Annotated in this window: 18 protein-coding genes and 1 riboswitch; of the genes, 10 read left to right on the forward strand and 8 right to left on the reverse strand. The window is 70.4% G+C overall.

The features are described 5' to 3' along the window. Nucleotides 1-99 precede the first annotated feature (99 nt). Entirely contained in the window at nt 100-1,695 is a 1,596-nt protein-coding gene (locus ACIPVN_RS11905; protein ID WP_400442958.1) for a D-alanyl-D-alanine carboxypeptidase family protein, read from the reverse strand. Nucleotides 1,696-1,778: 83 nt separating this feature from the next. Continuing rightward, nucleotides 1,779-1,890: riboswitch (TPP riboswitch) on the forward strand. Here ACIPVN_RS11905 and ACIPVN_RS11910 point away from each other — a divergent pair. The 3 genes from ACIPVN_RS11910 (at nt 1,881) to ACIPVN_RS11920 (ending at nt 4,782) form a co-directional block, all read left to right on the forward strand. Beyond that, on the forward strand, nt 1,881-2,537 hold the full coding sequence (locus ACIPVN_RS11910; RefSeq protein WP_400442960.1) for an ECF transporter S component: 657 nt from the start codon (nt 1,881-1,883) through the stop codon (nt 2,535-2,537). It overlaps the preceding riboswitch by 10 nt. Beyond that, a complete protein-coding gene (locus ACIPVN_RS11915; RefSeq protein WP_400442962.1) occupies nt 2,537-3,994 on the forward strand; it encodes an ABC transporter ATP-binding protein in 1,458 nt (485 codons plus the stop codon). Before ACIPVN_RS11910 ends, ACIPVN_RS11915 begins: the two co-directional genes overlap by 1 nt. Beyond that, nucleotides 3,991-4,782, forward strand: a complete 792-nt coding sequence (locus ACIPVN_RS11920; protein WP_400442964.1) for an energy-coupling factor transporter transmembrane component T family protein — start codon at nt 3,991-3,993, stop codon at nt 4,780-4,782. The genes ACIPVN_RS11915 and ACIPVN_RS11920 overlap by 4 nt, the downstream gene beginning before the upstream one ends. Nucleotides 4,783-4,789: 7 nt before the next feature. On the opposite strand, the gene ACIPVN_RS11925 is transcribed toward ACIPVN_RS11920, so the two are convergent. Next, complete coding sequence (locus ACIPVN_RS11925) at nt 4,790-5,515, reverse strand: phosphotransferase (RefSeq protein WP_400442966.1); 726 nt, start codon at nt 5,513-5,515, stop codon at nt 4,790-4,792. Between the two features lie 231 nt (nt 5,516-5,746). Between ACIPVN_RS11925 and ACIPVN_RS11930 the strand changes: the two genes are divergently transcribed. Further along, nucleotides 5,747-6,511, forward strand: coding sequence for an SDR family NAD(P)-dependent oxidoreductase (locus ACIPVN_RS11930; RefSeq protein WP_400442968.1), 765 nt, complete (start codon nt 5,747-5,749; stop codon nt 6,509-6,511). Between the two features lie 101 nt (nt 6,512-6,612). Beyond that, nucleotides 6,613-7,443, forward strand: coding sequence for an SDR family oxidoreductase (locus ACIPVN_RS11935; RefSeq protein ID WP_400442970.1), 831 nt, complete (start codon nt 6,613-6,615; stop codon nt 7,441-7,443). Between the two features lie 136 nt (nt 7,444-7,579). Here the strand turns inward: ACIPVN_RS11935 and ACIPVN_RS11940 are convergent, their stop codons facing one another. The 3 genes from ACIPVN_RS11940 to ACIPVN_RS11950 all read right to left on the reverse strand — a co-directional run bounded on the left by ACIPVN_RS11940 (nt 7,580) and on the right by ACIPVN_RS11950 (nt 9,554). Then, on the reverse strand, nt 7,580-8,329 hold the full coding sequence (locus tag ACIPVN_RS11940; RefSeq protein ID WP_400442972.1) for a sulfite exporter TauE/SafE family protein: 750 nt from the start codon (nt 8,327-8,329) through the stop codon (nt 7,580-7,582). Nucleotides 8,330-8,338: 9 nt separating this feature from the next. Next, entirely contained in the window at nt 8,339-8,977 is a 639-nt protein-coding gene (locus tag ACIPVN_RS11945) for a bifunctional 4-hydroxy-2-oxoglutarate aldolase/2-dehydro-3-deoxy-phosphogluconate aldolase (RefSeq protein WP_400442974.1), read from the reverse strand. Between the two features lie 106 nt (nt 8,978-9,083). Then, nucleotides 9,084-9,554 (reverse strand): hypothetical protein, encoded by a 471-nt coding sequence (locus tag ACIPVN_RS11950; RefSeq protein WP_400442976.1) that lies wholly within the window; start codon nt 9,552-9,554, stop codon nt 9,084-9,086. A 71-nt stretch (nt 9,555-9,625) separates the two neighbouring features. On the opposite strand from ACIPVN_RS11950, the gene rlmN reads away from it, so the two are divergent. Continuing rightward, the gene (gene rlmN, locus ACIPVN_RS11955) at nt 9,626-10,927 is read left to right on the forward strand and encodes a 23S rRNA (adenine(2503)-C(2))-methyltransferase RlmN (protein WP_400442978.1); all 1,302 of its coding nucleotides are present in this window, start codon (nt 9,626-9,628) and stop codon (nt 10,925-10,927) included. Here rlmN and ACIPVN_RS11960 read toward each other — a convergent pair. After that, nucleotides 10,876-11,490 (reverse strand): NAD(P)H-dependent oxidoreductase, encoded by a 615-nt coding sequence (locus ACIPVN_RS11960; protein WP_400442980.1) that lies wholly within the window; start codon nt 11,488-11,490, stop codon nt 10,876-10,878. The genes rlmN and ACIPVN_RS11960 overlap by 52 nt on opposite strands. Nucleotides 11,491-11,556: 66 nt before the next feature. On the opposite strand from ACIPVN_RS11960, the gene ACIPVN_RS11965 reads away from it, so the two are divergent. From ACIPVN_RS11965 to ACIPVN_RS11980, 4 genes are all read left to right on the forward strand, one after another. Continuing rightward, entirely contained in the window at nt 11,557-12,129 is a 573-nt protein-coding gene (locus tag ACIPVN_RS11965; RefSeq protein WP_400442981.1) for a TetR/AcrR family transcriptional regulator, read from the forward strand. A gap of 84 nt (nt 12,130-12,213) precedes the next feature. Then, a complete protein-coding gene (locus ACIPVN_RS11970) occupies nt 12,214-13,731 on the forward strand; it encodes a DUF4407 domain-containing protein (RefSeq protein WP_400442982.1) in 1,518 nt (505 codons plus the stop codon). 121 nt (nt 13,732-13,852) lie between these two features. After that, complete coding sequence (locus tag ACIPVN_RS11975; RefSeq protein ID WP_400442984.1) at nt 13,853-14,344, forward strand: hypothetical protein; 492 nt, start codon at nt 13,853-13,855, stop codon at nt 14,342-14,344. Between the two features lie 53 nt (nt 14,345-14,397). Beyond that, nucleotides 14,398-15,411, forward strand: a complete 1,014-nt coding sequence (locus tag ACIPVN_RS11980) for an aldo/keto reductase family protein (protein ID WP_400442986.1) — start codon at nt 14,398-14,400, stop codon at nt 15,409-15,411. 192 nt (nt 15,412-15,603) lie between these two features. On the opposite strand, the gene ACIPVN_RS11985 is transcribed toward ACIPVN_RS11980, so the two are convergent. Further along, entirely contained in the window at nt 15,604-16,809 is a 1,206-nt protein-coding gene (locus ACIPVN_RS11985) for an aminotransferase class V-fold PLP-dependent enzyme (protein ID WP_400442987.1), read from the reverse strand. A 17-nt stretch (nt 16,810-16,826) separates the two neighbouring features. Continuing rightward, a complete protein-coding gene (locus ACIPVN_RS11990; protein WP_400442988.1) occupies nt 16,827-17,339 on the reverse strand; it encodes a glycine cleavage system protein R in 513 nt (170 codons plus the stop codon). Nucleotides 17,340-17,451 lie beyond the last annotated feature (112 nt).

Raw genomic sequence — 17,451 nt, forward strand, 5'->3', positions numbered from 1 at the left:
GGTGATCCGAACGTGAGGGGTCACAACACGCCTCACGGGCGGGTGCGGACAGGGCGTGTCGTGACCCCTCGCGGGGAGAGGGGAGGGGAGGCCCCGGCCCTACTCCGAGTCGAGACCGAACAGGGCGAGCGGATGCGTGAGGCGCCACCAGATGCTCGGCTCCTCGACGTCGTCGTCGAGCACGAGTTCCGTCGTCGTCGCGTCGACCGGTCCGGCCGTGCTCAGCGAGCCCACGGCATCGCCACCCTCCCGTGCATCGCCGAGCGAGAAACTCGTCGACGTCGTCGCCGACGTGCCGTTCCAGAGCAGCACGTCGGCGTCGGCATCCGTCACGACGTCGACCTCCGCGCCCCATTCGGTGCGCACCTGACCGACGACCGTGCCGGCCGGGACCGCGGGCTCCTGGGCGAGGAGCGCCGCCTCGACCTCGGCGAACAGCGAGCGCGTGGCGGCGAGCCGCTGCTCGTCATCGTCTTGATTCAGCACCGCGGCGTAGAGCTGCACGGTGCTGTCGCCGACGGTCACGTTCTTCGCCGTGAGCAGGTTCCACCCGACGAGCGTTCCGGTCTTGATGCCGACGACGCCGGGGTCGGCGAGCATGCCGTTCGTGTTGGTGACGAGGCCCGCGCCGGGCAGCTCGACGGCCGGTGTGCCGACGATCTCCGCGAACACCGGGTTCTTCATCGCGAGTTCGCCCAGGCGCACCAGGGCATCGGGGGTCGCGACGTTACCGACGTCGAAGCCCGACGGCGTGACGACCGTGATGTCGCTGAGACCGCGCTCGCTCAGCCAGATCTCCGCGGCGGCCGCGAACTCGCCGTTCGATCCCCAGATCTCCCGCGCGAGGCGATCGATGTAGTTGTTCGCCGACCCGAGCAGCGTGCCCTGCAGCATCTGGTACTCGGTGAGCACCCCGCCGACCGGCACATCGAGCGACGACTGATCCGACATCCGGTACGACCAGTACGACTGGCTGTCGGCGCGGGTGAACGAGAACTCGGGCCCCTGCTCGCCGAGGGCCAGGGGCATCCGATCGAGCACCATCAGCGAACTGACCACCTTCGTGATGCTCGCGATGCTCGCCGGATCCACCGAGGATGCCGTCGAGCCGATCCCGCCCACGCCGACCGCTGCGCTGCCGACGCCCGGCCACGCTACGGCGGCGGGGGGAGCGGCGACGGTGGTGAACTCCACCGAATGCACGGTCGGGGCGACCTCGTGCAGCGGCCAGAGGATGGTCGTGCCGGCATATGCCCCGACGAGACCGAGAACCATGCCGATCGGCACGAGCACGCGGGCGCTCGCGATCGCCGGGCGCAGCCGGGCGCCGCGCATGATCGCGACGGCGGGGTCTTCGACGTACGGATCGTCGTAGGTCCGTGCCGCCGAACCTGCCGCGACGGCAGCGGTGTCGATCCAGGTCAGGGCCGTGGCCGGGCGCTTCTCATCCGCCCACGCGGCCTCGGGAGTCTCGCTCTCGCTCGCCTCCGGACCAGGGGATGCCTCGGCACCCGTACCCTCGGCACCCGTACCGCCAGCGCCCTCGGCGCTGGCGGCTTGCGCGTCTACCGGCTCCGCCTCGGGAGGGGCGGATGCCGTCGCAGACGCCTCGAACTCGCCCGGGGCGTCGGCCGCAGCCGCGCCGGAATCGGGCACAGCGGCGGTGGCGGCGTCGGTGGGATGAGCGGCGGTCACTCGATTACGGTACCCAATCTCCGGGCTGATCTGCGGCGATGCGTCACGGGCGGGCGCGGGTGTCGGAGCGCGGGTATGCTGGTCACCACAACCACGGGAGTCCGGCGAGCCGGGCTGAGAGGGAGCGAATCGCGCTTCGACCGTCGAACCTGATCTGGGTCATGCCAGCGCAGGGAGGAGTTCAGATGAGTACGTCCACGCCCGCATCCGCCGCGAAGAACACCGGCGAAACGGCATCCGCGAAGAGCGCACCCGCCCCGATCTGGCGTTGGCGCGTCGTCGACATCGTCGTCGCCAGCGTGCTCGGCGTCGCCGCCGGCCTGATCTTCCTGGCCTGGAACGTCGGCTACCTCGGCCCGAAGGCGCTCCTCGAGCCGCTGCTCCCGGGCCTGCAGGGTCTGCTCGACGGGCCGTGGCTGTTCGCCGGTGTGCTCGGCGGCCTCATCATCCGCAAGGCGGGCGCGGCGATCTACGTCGAGCTGCTCGCCGCGGTCGTGTCGGCCCTGATCGGCAACCAGTGGGGCGGGTTCCTGACGCTCGAGGCCGGTCTCGTGCAGGGGCTGGGTGCCGAACTGATCTTCCTGCTGTTCTTCTACCGCCGCTGGTCGCTCCCGGTCGCGATCCTCGCCGGAGCGGGCGCGGCCCTCGCCGGCGGCATCAACAACCTCATCCTCTGGTACGCGGGCTCGGGCACCGAGTTCACGGTGATCTACCTGATCAGCGCGGTCGTGTCGGGTGCGGTGATCGCGGGGGCCCTGTCGTGGGTGCTGGCGCGCGGCATCGCGGCCACGGGGGCTCTCGATCGCTTCGGCTCGGGCCGTGAGGCGCGCGTCCGCGTCTGATGGCGATCGATCAGGCCGGCCCCGCGGCGGTGGAGGCGACCGCGTGGGGCTGGCGGCACGCCAGCCGCCTGGCCTGGGCGCTGCAGGACGTCTCGTTCCGGATCGAACCGGGCGAGCGTGTGCTGGTGCTCGGCGCATCAGGGGCCGGTAAGTCGACGTTGCTGCAGGGGCTCGCGGGTGTGCTCGGTGGCGACGAAGAGGGTGAAGCCCAGGGCTCGCTCCTCGTCGACGGCATCCCCGCAGCGTCCACGCGCGGGCGCACGGGGCTCGTGTTGCAGGACCCCGACTCGCAGGTCATCCTCGCCCGGGTCGGTGACGACGTCGCCTTCGGGTGCGAGAACCTCGGCATCCCGCGAGCGGAGATCTGGCCGCGCGTGACGCAGGCGCTCGACGCCGTCGGGCTCGACGTGCCGCTCGACCGCCCGACCAAGGCGCTGTCGGGCGGGCAGAAGCAGCGGCTCGCGCTCGCCGGCATCCTCGCGATGCGGCCGGGGCTCGTGCTGCTCGACGAGCCGACCGCCAACCTCGATCCCCAGGGCGTGGTCGAGGTGCGCGATGCAGTCGAGCGGATGCTGCAGGCGCACCCCGCGACGCTGATCGTCGTCGAGCACCGCCTCGACGTGTGGCTGCCGCTGATCACCCGGGTGATCGTGGTCGGGCAGGGCGGCGTCGTCGCCGACGGGCCGCCCGCGCACGTGCTCGGCACCGAGGGCGCCCGGCTCGCGGCCGACGGTGTATGGGTGCCGGGGTTCGCTCCGGATGCCCCGCCCGCCCCGCTGTCGGCGCCCGGCGAGGCGCTGATCTCGGCCCGAGACCTCGCCGTCGCCCGGGTGAAGGGAAAGCCCGTGGCGACGGGTATCGACCTCGACGTGCACGCGGGGCAGGCGCTCGCGATCACCGGGCCGAACGGTGCCGGCAAGTCCACCCTCGGGCTCACGCTCGCGGGGCTCCTGACGCCCGCAAACGGTGCGGTCACGGCATCCGCGGCGCTGGCCGCCGGCATCGGAGCGACGCCGATCGACTGGGCCTCGCGGGAGCTGCTGACCCGGATCGGCATGGTCTTCCAGGAGCCCGAGCATCAGCTGCTGGCGAAGACCGTGCAGGACGAGCTCGCGGTCGGCCCGCGCGCACTCGGCATGCCCGAGCACGAGATCGCCGCGCGCAGCGAGGAACTGCTGCACCGCCTGCGCCTCGATCGGCTCGCGCGCGCCAACCCGTACACGCTGTCGGGCGGCGAGAAGCGCCGTTTGACGGTCGCCGCAGCCCTCGCGACGCGCCCCCGGGTGCTCGTCCTCGACGAGCCGACCTTCGGACAGGACGCCCGCACCTGGGCCGAACTCGTCGCGATGCTCGCCGCCCTGCGCGACGAGGGCACCGCGATCGTGACGATCACGCACGACCTCGACGTCACCCGCGCACTCCACGCCGAGCGCTACGAGCTGGGCGGCATCCGATGACCGTTCTCGACACCACCGCCCGCACCGGACGCATCGCCGGGATCAACCCCGTCGCCAAGCTCGGGGTGAGCGCGCTGATCGCGATCCCGCTGATCCTGACACTCGATCCGGTCTCGGCATCCGTCGCCCTGGTGCTCGAGTGCGTGCTGTTCTTCTTCGCCGGTATCGGGTGGCGCGAGTTCTGGTTGCGCACCTGGCCGGTCTGGCTCGCGGCGCCGCTCACCGCGGTGACGATCGCGCTCTACGGCGAGACGAGCGGCACGATCTACGTCGAGTGGTTCGTGCTGCGCATCAGCGACGGGTCGCTCGCGCTCGCGCTCGCGACCTTCTTACGCGTGCTCGCGATCGCCCTGCCCTCGGTCGTGCTGTTCATCACGGTCGACCCGACGGACCTCGCCGACGGTCTCGCGCAGGTGCTGAAGCTGCCTGCCCGGTTCGTGCTGGGCGCGCTCGCCGGGTTGCGCATGATCGGGCTGTTCCTCGACGACTGGCGGGCGCTCGAACTCGCGCGTCGGGCCCGCGGGGTCGCCGATCGCGGACGCATCCGCCGGTTCTTCGGCATGGCGTTCGCGCTGCTCGTGCTCTCGATCCGCCGGGGCGCCAAACTCGCCACCGCGATGGAGGCCCGCGGCTTCGGAGCCCCCGGCCGGCGCACGTGGGCGCGCGAGTCGCGGTTCGGGGCGGCCGAATGGATGCTGCTCACGATCGGGCTCGCGATCTCCGCGGTGGCCGTGGCCGCCGCGGTCGCGACCGGCGCGTGGAACTTCATCCTCGGGCCGAGCTCGTAGCGGTCGCTCAGGTCTCGTTCCAGAGCCGCATGTAGAACTCGAGCCGCTCGTCGTCGCGCTCGACGCCGTACGCCTCGAGCAGGGGGTCCTCCCACCCGGGGCCGAAGTTCCACCCGGTGCTCATGGCCGCGGCGGCGAGGTCGGCCCAGCGGTCGGCGAGGCCGAGGGCGGCGAGATCGACGTGGGCGGCGGGGTTTCCCGCGGCATCGAGCAGCGTGTTGGGCATGCAGGCGTCGCCGTGGCACACGACGAGGCGGTCGATCGGCGGGGCCTCGTGCAGCTCGGGCGGCACGACGACTCCGCGCTCGGCGGCGTTCGAGACGCGCCACTGCACGCTCCATTCCCACGGGCAGTCGGCGACGGGGAGGGTGTCGTGCAGCGTCCGCAGGGCGCGGCCGACGGCGGGCACCGCGACCTCGGCCTTGTCCGCCCAGCGCGGATCGACGGCGCTGAACGCGTCGAGCGCGCGGGTGACCAGCCACTCGTGCGCGTCGTCCTCGCCCTGGGCGAGCACCTCGGGCACCGTGATCCAGCGGCGGGCCCAGCGCATCCGCTCGGCCTCATCGTGCATGTTGGCCTCGTCGTCGAGCGGGCCCCACTTGATGTAGCGACCGTCGTCGGTGCGGAATGTGAGGCCCCCGATGCCGTTGCGCCAGACCGGGGTCACGGCGGCGCGACCGGCGAGGTCGCGCACGCGCGCGGGGATCTCGATGTGGGCGTCGGGGATGCTCATCCCTCCAGTCTGCCGTGCGTCGCGATCACAACTCCTCAGAATCGCGTGCGTTCCGGGCGTGGCTCCGCGCCGTTCCGGGGGTGCGGCCTGCGCACGTGGTCGATTCTCCGGAGTTACGAACGCCGACCCCGTAGGCTCGCTCACACACAGCCGCCTCCGGGGGATCGTGGTGACACCAAGAACCACGTAGGCTGAAACTCAGTCGCACGACGACGTTCGAAGGAGAACACCATGCAGATCAGCGGACAGGGCGCGCTCATCACGGGCGGCGCCTCGGGGCTGGGCCTCGCCACCGCACGTCGACTCGCCGCCGACGGCGCCCACGTCACGATCATCGACCTCTCGACGTCGAAGGGTGCCGAGCTCGCCGACGAACTCGGCGGACTCTTCGTTCCGGCCGACGTCACCAGCGTCGACGAGGTGCAGGATGCCGTCGCCCAGGCGCAGGCGGTCGCCCCGCTGCGCGTCGTGGTCAACTGCGCCGGCATCGCGCCGCCCGCGAAGGTGCTCGACCGAGACGGCAACCCGGCCGTGCTGGCCGACTTCGAGCGCATCGTGCGCATCAACCTCGTCGGCACGTTCAACGTGCTGTCGCAGGCATCCGCCGTCATCGTGAAGAACTCCCTCGACAGCGACACCGACACCCGCGGCGTCATCGTCAACACCGCGAGCGTCGCCGCCTTCGACGGCCAGATCGGGCAGCCCGCATACGCCGCGTCGAAGGGCGGCGTGCACGCGATGACCCTGCCGGTCGCCCGTGAGCTCGCGCGCTACGGCATCCGCGTCGTCACCATCGCCCCCGGCATCATGGAGACGCCCATGCTCATGGGGCTGCCGCAGGCCGCGCAGGACTCGCTGGGCCAGCAGGTGCCGCACCCCTCGAGACTCGGGCGCCCCGACGAGTACGCCGCCCTCGTGCAGCACATCGTCGAGAACGACTACCTCAACGGCGAGACGATCCGCCTCGACGGCGCGATCCGGATGGCGCCGAAGTAACCCGCCCGCACCGGCATCCGCTCCGGTCGCACTTTCTGTCGGAATGGCGGCGTCAGAACGACGGAAAATGCGACGGGAAGCATCAGCAGAGAAGGAGACCCATGTCACTCGCAGGAAAGACCATCCTGATGTCCGGCGGCAGCCGCGGGATCGGACTCGCGATCGCGCTGCGCGCCGCGGCCGACGGCGCGAACATCGCCATGCTCGCGAAGACCGACACCCCGCACCCCAAGCTCGAGGGAACGATCCACACCGCCGCCGAGCAGATCCGAGCGGCCGGCGGCCAGGCGCTCGCGATCGTCGGCGACGTGCGCGACGACTCCGACATCACCGAGGCCGTGATGAAGACGCAGGGTGAGTTCGGTGGCATCGACATCGTCATCAACAACGCCAGCGTCATCGACCTGTCGCGGTCGCTCGATCTCGATCCCAAGAAGTACGACCTGATGCAGGACGTCAACGTGCGCGGCACGTTCATGCTGTCGCGCGCGGCCGTGCCGATGCTGAAGGATGCCGAGAACCCGCACATCCTGTCGCTCTCGCCGCCGCTCAATCCCACGCCGAAGTGGCTCGGTGCGCACACCGGATACACCCTCGCGAAGTTCGGGATGACGATGGCGACGCTCGGTCTCGCGGCGGAGTTCGCGCGCGACGGCATCGCCGCGAACACGCTCTGGCCGCGCACGACCATCGCGACCGCGGCGGTGCAGAACCTGCTCGGCGGCGACAAGGTCATGGCCGCGAGCCGCACGCCCGACATCTACGCGGATGCCGCGTACCAGGTGCTCCTGCAGCCCGCCGGGTCGTACACGGGGCAGACGCTCATCGTCGAAGACGTGCTCGAGGCCGCAGGAGTGACCGACTTCTCCGGTTACGCTGCGATCCCGGGCACTCCGGACGGGGCGCTCTTCCCCGACATCTTCCTCGACTGAGACGGGGTGTCTCGCCGGGACGCTTCGACAGGCTCAGGGACCCAGTTTTGGCGCTGAACGCGGCGGACGCTTCGACAGGCTCAGCGACCCCGAAGTGGGTCCCTGAGCCTGTCGAAGGGCCCCGCCTCGCACGGGCTCAGAACAGCAGGTACACCGCGCCGAGCACCGTGAGCACGATGACGATGCGGTCGAAGAGTCGCTGGTCGAGTTTCTTGGCGACGGCGAGGCCGATCAGCGCGCCGACGACGACGAGCGGGGCGAGGGCGGCATCCATCAGCAGCACCTGCCCCTCGAAGAGGCCGAGTCCCGCGAGGAACGGCACCTTGGTGAGGTTGATGATCGCGAAGAACCAGGCCGAGGTGCCGAGGAACACCTGCACCGGGGTGCGCGTCGCGAGGAAGTACATCGACATCACCGGGCCGCCGGCGTTCGCGACCATCGTCGTGAATCCGCCGAGGGTGCCGTACGTGCCGGCGAGAACGATGCCGCCGCGGGCGGGGGCCACGGCATCCGCCCTGTTCTGCCGCCACCGACGCCACAGGGTGACCGCGATCATCACGAGCAGGATCACACCGATCGCGCGTCGCACCACACCGTCGCCGGCGAACGCCAGGAATGCGAAGCCCGCGAGCAGGCCCAGCACGACGGCGGGGGCGAGTCGCAGGATCGTCGGCCAGTCGGCGTGCCGGCGGTAGGCGAGGATCGCGAAGACGTCGCCGACCATGAGCAGGAGCAGCATCGCAGCGGTCGAGGTGCGCGCCGGCAGCACCGCCGCGAACAGGGCGATCGCGAGGATGTTGCCACCGGGCAGCGCCGTCTTCGAGATGCCGATCGTGACCGCGGCTATCCCGAGGGCCACCCACGCCCAGGGGTCGAGAGCGATCACGAAGCCGCGTCAGCCGCGGACGGCGGCGAGGGCGGCGGCGAAGCGAGCGGAGCGCTGCTCGATGTCGGCCCAGTCCTGGGCCTTGAGCGAGGCGCCATTGGCGAGGTCTCCGCCGGCACCCACGGCCACGGCGCCGGCCGCGAACCAGTCGGCGAGGTTGTCGGGGTTCACGCCGCCGGTGGGCATGAGGGGAGCCTCGGGGAAGGGGCCGCGCAGGGCACCCAGGTAAGAGGGCCCGCCGAGCGACGCGGGGAAGATCTTGACGACGTCGACGCCGAGCTCGAGCGCCCCCATGACCTCGGTGGGCGTCATGGCGCCGGTCATCACCACGCGGCCGGTGTCGAGCATGCTGCGCGTGAGGTGGGGGAGCGTGCCGGGGCTCACGAGGAACTCGGCACCCGCGTCGGCGGCGAGAGTCGCCTGCTCGGCGGTGGTGACGGTGCCGGCGCCGACGTACGCCGCGTCGCCGTGACGGGCGATGAGCTCGCGGATGACGGCGGGTGCATCGGGGGTCGAGAACGTGACCTCGATACCGGTCACGCCGCCGCGGATGATGGCCTCTGACGCCTCGAGGGCGAGCTCGGGGGTGGAGGCGCGGAGTACGGCGAGGACTCCGGTGGCGCGGGCACGGGTGAGACGGTCGGACATCATGCTCCTTGTGGTGGGGGTCGTTCTATTCTCGCCGACGCCAACTTGTCATTACAACAGACGCGCTCAGGCCCGAACGCGCGCGCTCCGCTCCGCGCGGGCTTGCTCAGGCCCGCCAGTCATCGATCAGGTCCTTCGACTCCTTCAGGCCGAGCCCGGCCTCCTCGCGGAGCAACTTGATCGCAGCGATCGGCTGTTCTGTGGCGACGAGACGGTCGATCTCGGCCACGGTCTCGGGCGGGAGCGAGGCGCGCAGCGACCCGACGTCGTGGAACACGGGCGGCTGGATCGGGATCGCCGTCGTCGCGGGCGCGGCACCGACCCGCCAGTGGTCGATGCGGCGCTTGGCCGACTGCAGGCTCTCACCGGTGTGGTCGCGCAGGGTCTTGATCGCGGCGATCTTGCTGTCGGCGCGCACCAGATCGTCGATCTTCGCGACCACCTCCGGGGCGATCGGCGCCGGAACGCCGGCGGCGACCTCGGGCACCTTCGGCCGCATGCCGCGCAGCGCGGCCGAGACGATGGCGATCACGATGATCGCGCCGACGATGATCCCGATGATCCATACGAAGTCCATGCCGGTCAGTCTAGGCAGCAGCCTCCGACAGTCCAGCCGTCTCCCACCCGCTCGCCGGTACCCTGGAGGGTATGACCGAGAACCCCCGCACGCGCGAGACGCGCCCCGCAGCATCCGCGTCCGCCCCCGAGGGTCGACCCGCCCAGGGCAAGGTGCGCACCACGGGCCCCACCCAGGTGCGCCCGGCGACCGAAGGCTGGACCCAGCAGAAGGACGCCGAAGGCCGCCCGCTGCTGCAGTTCGCCAGCCCCAAGCGCGGCAAGCCGCCCGTGCACCTCGCCGACCTCACTCCCGAGGAGCGCGTCGAGAAGGTGAAGGAGCTCGGTCTGCCCGGCTTCCGCGCCAAGCAGCTCGCGACCCACTACTTCCGCCACTACACGTCCGATCCCGCGCACATGACCGACCTGCCGGCCGGCATCCGCGACGAGCTGGTGGCCGGCATGCTGCCGCCGCTGATGACCGAGGTCCGCCGTCTCGAGACGGACCGCGGTGACACGATCAAGTTCCTCTGGCGTCTGCACGACGGCGCCCTCGTCGAGTCGGTGCTCATGCGCTACCCCGGCCGCATCACGCTGTGCGTGTCGAGCCAGGCCGGCTGCGGCATGAACTGCCCGTTCTGCGCCACCGGCCAGGCGGGTCTCACGCGCAACATGTCGACCGCCGAGATCGTGGAGCAGATCGTGCGCGCCAACCGCCTCATCGCCGAGGGTGGGCTGGGCGGCAAGAAGGCCGACGACCACAGCATGGAGCGCGTCTCCAACATCGTCTTCATGGGCATGGGCGAGCCGCTCGCCAACTACAAGCGGGTGATGGATGCCGTGCGCATCATGGTCGCCCCGCAGCCCGAGGGCCTCGGCATGAGCGCTCGGGGAATCACCGTCTCGACGGTCGGTCTCGTGCCGGCGATCAAGAAGCTCGCCGAGGAGGGCATCCCGGTCACCTTCGCGCTGTCGCTGCACGCGCCCGACGATCACCTGCGCGACGAACTCATCCCGGTGAACTCGCGCTGGAAGGTCGACGAGGCGCTCGACGCCGCCTACAACTACTACGAGAAGACCGGTCGCCGCGTCTCGATCGAGTACGCGCTCATCAAGGACATGAACGACCACGCCTGGCGCGCCGATCTCCTCGCCGAGAAACTCAACCAGCGCGGCCGCGGATGGGTGCACGTGAACCCCATCCCGCTGAACCCGACGCCGGGATCGATCTGGACCTCGTCGGAGAAAGACGTCACGGCCGAGTTCGTGCGCCGACTCAACGACGCCGGCATCCCGACGACCCTCCGCGACACCCGCGGCAAGGAGATCGACGGCGCCTGCGGTCAGCTCGTCGCGACGACGGAGGACGAAGCGGCCTCGGCAGCGATGGCCTGATCGCGCCGCCCATCCGAGGCGCCGAGCCGTTCGGCATCCTCGAGCCAACGCCCGATCCGCTCAGGCGAGGCGTTCTTGACCCCGAGCATCCGATGGGTGCGCACCGAACGGATGCCGCAGAACCGCATCGTGTTGCGCACCACCTGGCGCTGCGCGGGCAGTCCCGTGAAGGGCGCGGCGTACCAGGGGGTGTCGGCGAGCAGCAGGAGACGCCCGTGCGGTGCGGTGAGCAGTCCGATCGGCAGACCCTGAGGCGAATAGCGGTACTCCTGCTGGGGTAGCAGGGCGCGGTCGAAGAAGCCCTTGAGCAGCGCGGGCACCGACCCCCACCACAGCGGCGTCGCAATGACGATCGTCTGCGCCTCGGCGAGGGCCTGCTTGGCGTCGAGCAGGTCGGGTTCGAGCGTCATGCGCCGCCGGTACCCGAACCGCATGTGCGGGTCGAAGTCGAGGTCGCGCAGTGCGAGCACTCGGGCGTCGCCGTGTCCTGCGGCGTAGCGCCGGGCGAGCGAGGCGGTGAGGGATTCGGCGTACGGGTGGCCGTCGATCACGAGAGCGGTCATGCGTCGGTTCCAATCTGGACAGTGTCAAGCAGGTGGACAGTGTCAAGATAGGAGACAATGTTGCGCATGTCAAGTTCGAAAACGGGGTACCACCACGGCGATCTCGCGCGCGCTCTCGAAGACGCCGCGATGCAGTTGCTCGAGCGGATGCCGGCGGCCGACATCAGCCTGCGCGAGGTCGCTCGCGCCGCCGACGTCAGCCACAACGCCCCGTACCACCACTTCTCCGATCGCCTCGGACTGCTCAAGGCGATCGCCGAGCGCAGCATGGCCGACCTGCTCGCCCAGGTGCAGAACGCGACGACGGATGCCGCATCCCCGCGGGCGGCGCTCGCCGCGGGCGGCGAGGCGTACATCCGATTCGCGGTCGAGCATCCGCACGCCTTCGACGCCGTCTACGACCCCACGGTCTGCGTGCCAGGCTCGCCCACTGCGACGATGGCCCCACTGATCGAGTCGCTCGAAGGCGCGCTCGCCGCGGCGGCCGCCGCCACCGGACTCGACCGGCCCACCGACGTCGTGGCGCTCTGGGGTCTCATCCACGGCCTCGGCACCCTCGCCGCCGCCGGGCACTTCGGCCTCGACGACGCGCTCGCCGCCTACGCCGCTGCTCTCGACCGGTTGTTCGCCGGGCTCTGACCCCGGAGGAGCTCCTCCCGAACCTGGGAGCCGTCAAAGCCTTCTTCCACCGTGCGCACAGGCGACATTTCGTAGATTGTCGGGATGCCCTATTCCGCCCACCGACCGGGTCGCTTCGACTCGCAGGGTCGGATCATCATCGACGGCGACCCGAACGCCCCGACGGATGACCTCGACTTCCTGCGCGAGTACGAGCCCACAGGTTCCGCCGACGACCCGTTCGTGATGGACTCCGCAACGCGCGAGAACCCGCGCCCGGAGACCGCCGACGACTCGACAGGATCGGATGCCGCAGCATCTGCCCCGTCGAAGCCCGCTCGTGCGCCGCGTCCGCCGCGCGAACGCAAGCCCCGCGCGCCCCGTACCCCCGGCTCGCGCCTGCGGCAGCTCGCGATCCTCGGCGGGGCCGAGGGCGAGATCCTTGACCGTGTTCCCGGTGAGACGCCCCGCTTCGTGCAGATGTTCTTCGTGCTCGCCGGCACCGCCCTGGTCTCGGCGATCTCGATGCTGTTCGCGCTCACGACCGGCGTGGGGGCCGCGATCTGGCTGGCCGTTCCGCTCGCGCTCGTCTGGGCGCTCATCATCTTCAATCTCGACCGGTTCCTCACCTCGACCATGGCGTCGACGCGCAACGTGTGGCGTCTCTTCGGCCTCGCGATCCCGCGAGTGATCATGGCGGCGATCATCGGGTTCGTGGTCGCCGAGCCGTTGGTGCTGCAGGTGTTCCACAACGACATCGCCCGCGAGGTCGCGTCGACCAACATCACGCAGTCGCAGACCGACCAGGAGGCTCTCGAGTCCGGCCCCGAGAAGATCGCCCTCGATGCTGCGACCGCCAAGGTCGCCGAGCTCGAGAACCAGGCGGCGACGGGCATCGTGGCAGGAACCGATTCATCGTCGGCATCCGAATCCGCCGCGCAGGCGACGGTCGACGACCTCACCGCCAAGCTCGCCGAGCAGCAGACCGTCATCGACCAGGCGCGCGCGCTCTACCAGTGCGAGCTCACCGGCGAAGGGGCGGGAACCGTGCCCGGCTGCACGGGCGTGAACGGCGAGGGCGCGAGCTCCGACGCCGCCCAGGCTCAGCTCGCCCAGGCGCAGCAGACCTACGACGGTCTCGCCGAGCAGCTCCGCGTCGCGAACGAGGAGCTGGCGACGGCCGGCACCGCCGCGAAGGAGAACACCTCGACCTCCGAGGCGACGAACCGCCAGACCGCGCAGGACCAGCTGCCCGCCGCGCGCGACACCTACGACCAGGCGCTCGCGGCCTACAACGCCCGAGCGGATGCCGTGGCACAGGGCAACGCGGGAGCGACGGGTCTCCTCAGCCAGATCAGCGGACTGAATCGCCTGAGCGAGAAGGAGCCCACGATCCTGTGGGCGCACATCCTCATCGCGGCGCTGTTCTTCATGATCGAGCTGCTGCCCGTGCTGGTGAAGGTGCTCACCTCGTACGGCGACCCGAGCCTCTACGAGAAGGCCGCGGCGATCCGCAAGCAGGTCGCGCTCGACAAGGTCACCGCCGAGGGCTTCGCCGATCGTGCCTCGATCGTGCAGACGCAGTCGGCCGCGGTGACCGAGACGACGGCGCGCACGAGCTGAGGTGGCGACCCAGGCCGTGAGGAGTCGAGACACGCCGTGAAGGATGCCGTTCGCGCGGCGTGTCTCGACCCCTCATGTTGAATGCGGCGGGTTCCCAGCCTCAATTCCTACGATGACCGCCATGAACTCATCACGCCGTGCGACCGTCTGGGTGTCTGTGATCGGTGTTCTCGCGGTGGCTACGTACGCCGCCGTCGCCGCGCTGCAGATCATGGTGCTCAATCCCCTTGCGGCGGCTCCGGGCCGGACGCTCGATCAGATCCGGGCTGACATGGGGGGAGCGGGGGAGAGCCTGAGCCCCGCCTCGGTGCTCGGGATCCTCGGCATTGGCGTCGTGCTGGCAGTGGTCGTCGCCATCGTCGCGATCATCGGACGGATGCCGGCGGCACTGGCGGCGATGGTGTTCCTGAGCCTCGTGGTGCTCGGAACCCCCGGGTACTTCGGCGCATCGTTCGGGGCGGGTATGGGCCTCGCCGACACCTACGGGATCGGAGGTGCCGACTACTCGCCGTGGGCGCGTCCGCTCTACGCCGCGAGCCTGGTGGCACTCGGCGTCCTGCTCGTCCTCGCCGTCCGTGAGATCCGTCGTCGCCGCCCGGACACGAAAGTGTGAGACCGGTCACGAAACCGGCCCGCGGTGTCGGCGACCGGCGCTAGCGTTGGTTCATGGTCAACTATCGCTATCTCGGTAACAGCGGTCTCAAGGTCTCTGAGATCACCTACGGCAACTGGGTCACCCACGCCTCGCAGGTCGGCGACGACGCCGCCGTCAAGACCGTTCACGCGGCACTCGACGCCGGCATCACCACGTTCGACACCGCCGATACCTATGCCAACACCGCGGCCGAGGTCGTGCTCGGCAAGGCCCTCGAGGGGCAGCGCCGCGAAGGCCTCGAGATCTTCACCAAGGTCTACTTCCCGACCGGGCCCAAGGGTCCGAACGACACCGGCCTGAGCCGCAAGCACATCATGGAGTCGATCAACGGCTCGCTGACCCGTCTCGGCACCGACTACGTCGACCTCTACCAGGCGCACCGCTTCGACTACGAGACCCCGCTCGAGGAGACGTTCCAGGCCTTCGCCGACGTGGTCCGCCAGGGCAAGGCGCTCTACATCGGAGTCTCGGAGTGGACGGCCGAGCAGCTGCGCGAGGGCCACGCTCTCGCGAAACAGCTCGGCATCCAGCTCATCTCGAACCAGCCCCAGTACTCAATGCTGTGGCGTGTCATCGAGGGCAAGGTGGTTCCGGCCTCCGAAGAGCTCGGCATCTCGCAGATCGTCTGGTCGCCGATGGCGCAGGGCGTGCTCAGCGGCAAGTACCTTCCGGGGCAGCCCGTGCCCGAGGGCTCGCGCGCGACCGACCCGCACAGCGGTGCCGACTTCATCAAGAACTTCCTGCAGGACGACATCCTGACCGCCGTGCAGCGCCTCAAGCCCATCGCCGAGCAGGCGGGTCTCACGATGCCGCAGCTCGCGATCGCGTGGGTGCTGCAGAACCCGAACGTCGCCGCAGCACTGGTCGGAGCATCGCGCCCCGAGCAGCTCGCCGACACGGTCAAGGCATCGGGTGTGAAGCTCGACGCCGACACCCTGGCGGCGATCGACACCGCACTCGGCGACACGGTCAACCGCGACGCCGAGCACACCTACTCGACCTCGCCGAAGAGCCGCCTGGTCTGAGCATCTGCGGCTGACGCACACGCATGAGACCCCCTGCCGCCCACGCGCGGCGGGGGGGGGTCTTGTGCGTGCGCCCACCGCCCCCGGGAGTCGTCGAAACCCCTCACTCGCGTCGAAACCCACCGCCGCCGACGTCGAGAACGGTGGGTCTCGACGCGAACAGTGGGTCTCTGCGGTGCGGGGAGCGCGCGATCAGCGGATGCCGGCGCGCGCCACGAGCCACGGCACCGCGACATCGACGAACCGCTCGATGTCGGATGCCTCGGTGTAGAGGTGCACCGAAAGCCTCACGTACCCCTCGCCGCCGAAGCTCGTGAACGCCGTCTCGATCCCGGTCGCGGGCAGGATCTCGGCGCGCAGGGCATCCGCCTCCTCCCGGGTCGCGCCGAGTCCGTGCGGCAGACGGATCAGACGCATCGACGGCACCGGCGACGGCACCAGGGCCAGCGGCTCCGCCTCGGCGAACGGACGGAGTGCCGCTGCGATCGCCTCGGCGCCGGCATCCGCCATGTCTCTCATGACCTCGCGCGTGCGCTCCCAGCCGAACTCGTATTCGATGAAATCGATCGCCGTCGGCGTCGCGAGATACCCGGTCGCATCGAGCGTGCCCTGATAGTCGAAGCGCGCGGGAAAGGGCTCCTGCGCATTCCACGAGTCGATCAGCGGCCAGAGGTCGTCGCGGTCCGTGGCCGTCGTCACCAGCAGAGCGGATCCGCGTGGGGCGCAGGGCCACTTGTGCAGGTTGCCGAACCACCACGTGCCACCCGCCGTCGCCGCGGCATCCTGTATCAGCCCCGCCGCGTGCGCGCCGTCGATCAGCGTGCGGGCGCCGTGGTGCGCGGCCATGTCGGCGATGCGCCGCGTCGGCATGAGGCGCGCGGTGGGCGAGGTGATCTGATCGACCACGATGAGGCGAGTGCGCTCGCCGACCTCGGTGGCGAAGCGGTCGACGACCTCGTCATCGGTGGCGAGCAGTGGAATCGGGATCGTGCGGATCGTCGCCCCGGTGCGGCGCGCGAGCCGCTCGGCGCCCATCGTCACCGCACCGTACCCGTGGTCGGTCACGATGATCTCGTCGCCGGGGTCGAGGTGCACGGCGTTGTAGACGACGGTCGCCGCGGCGGAGGCGTTCGGCACGAACGCGGCGTCCTCGGGGCGCGCGCCGACGAACGGTGCCGAGCGCTCGCGGGCCTCGCAGGTGCGCTCACCGAGCGTCGGGAACCACGCCACGGGGTTGCGGTCCCCCAGGCGGCGCAGAGCATCCTGATTCTCGATCACGGGCGTCGGGACCGCGCCGAACGAACCATGGTTGAGGTGCACGGTGGCGGGATCGAGCGGCCACGCATCGCGTGCTCGCGGGAACGACCGCAGCACGACGGGATCGGGGAAGGGCTTCATCGCGCTGGCGCGGCGCTTCAGGCGAGCGTGATGTCGACCTGGATCTCGGTCGCCAGCTTCTCGAGATCGGTGCGCAGCGCGTCGAGGTCGGCGGATGCCGGAACCGTCGCCGTGACCGTGGACTCGAACAGGCGTCCGCCGGCCATCGCGGCATCGCGCGTCTCGGTGTCGATGGTCGTGATGCTCAGCGCGTGGGTGTTCAGCACGCCGGAGATCTCGTGCACGATGCCCGCACGGTCGTTGCCCAGCACCGAGAGCGAGATCGAGTTCTCGGCCGCGCGGGTGGGCGCCGCATCCGATCCGGTGTGGATCGTCACCGTGAGCAGTCCGGTCAGTGCGCGCAGGGCCGCCTGCAGCTCGGCGACCCGCTCGGGCGCGACAGAGACCTCGATCACCCCGGCGAAGGTGCCGGCGAGCTCGGCGAGGCGGCTGTTCTCCCAGTTGCCCCCGTGGGCGTCGACGGCATCGGCGACGGCGGCGACGAGGCCCGGACGGTCTGCACCCGCGACGGTGAGGATCAGAGTAGTCATGGGGGTCAGCGTAGTCCGGCGGTGCATAACTCCTCAGAAAAGGGCTGCGGGGCGCCGAATTCGGCTCGGAATCGGTGGTTCTGATCGAAAGCTCCGGAGTTACGAGCGGGCG

Source organism: Microbacterium sp. NPDC090003 (genome assembly GCF_044748385.1).
Taxonomy (GTDB): Bacteria; Actinomycetota; Actinomycetes; order Actinomycetales; family Microbacteriaceae; genus Microbacterium.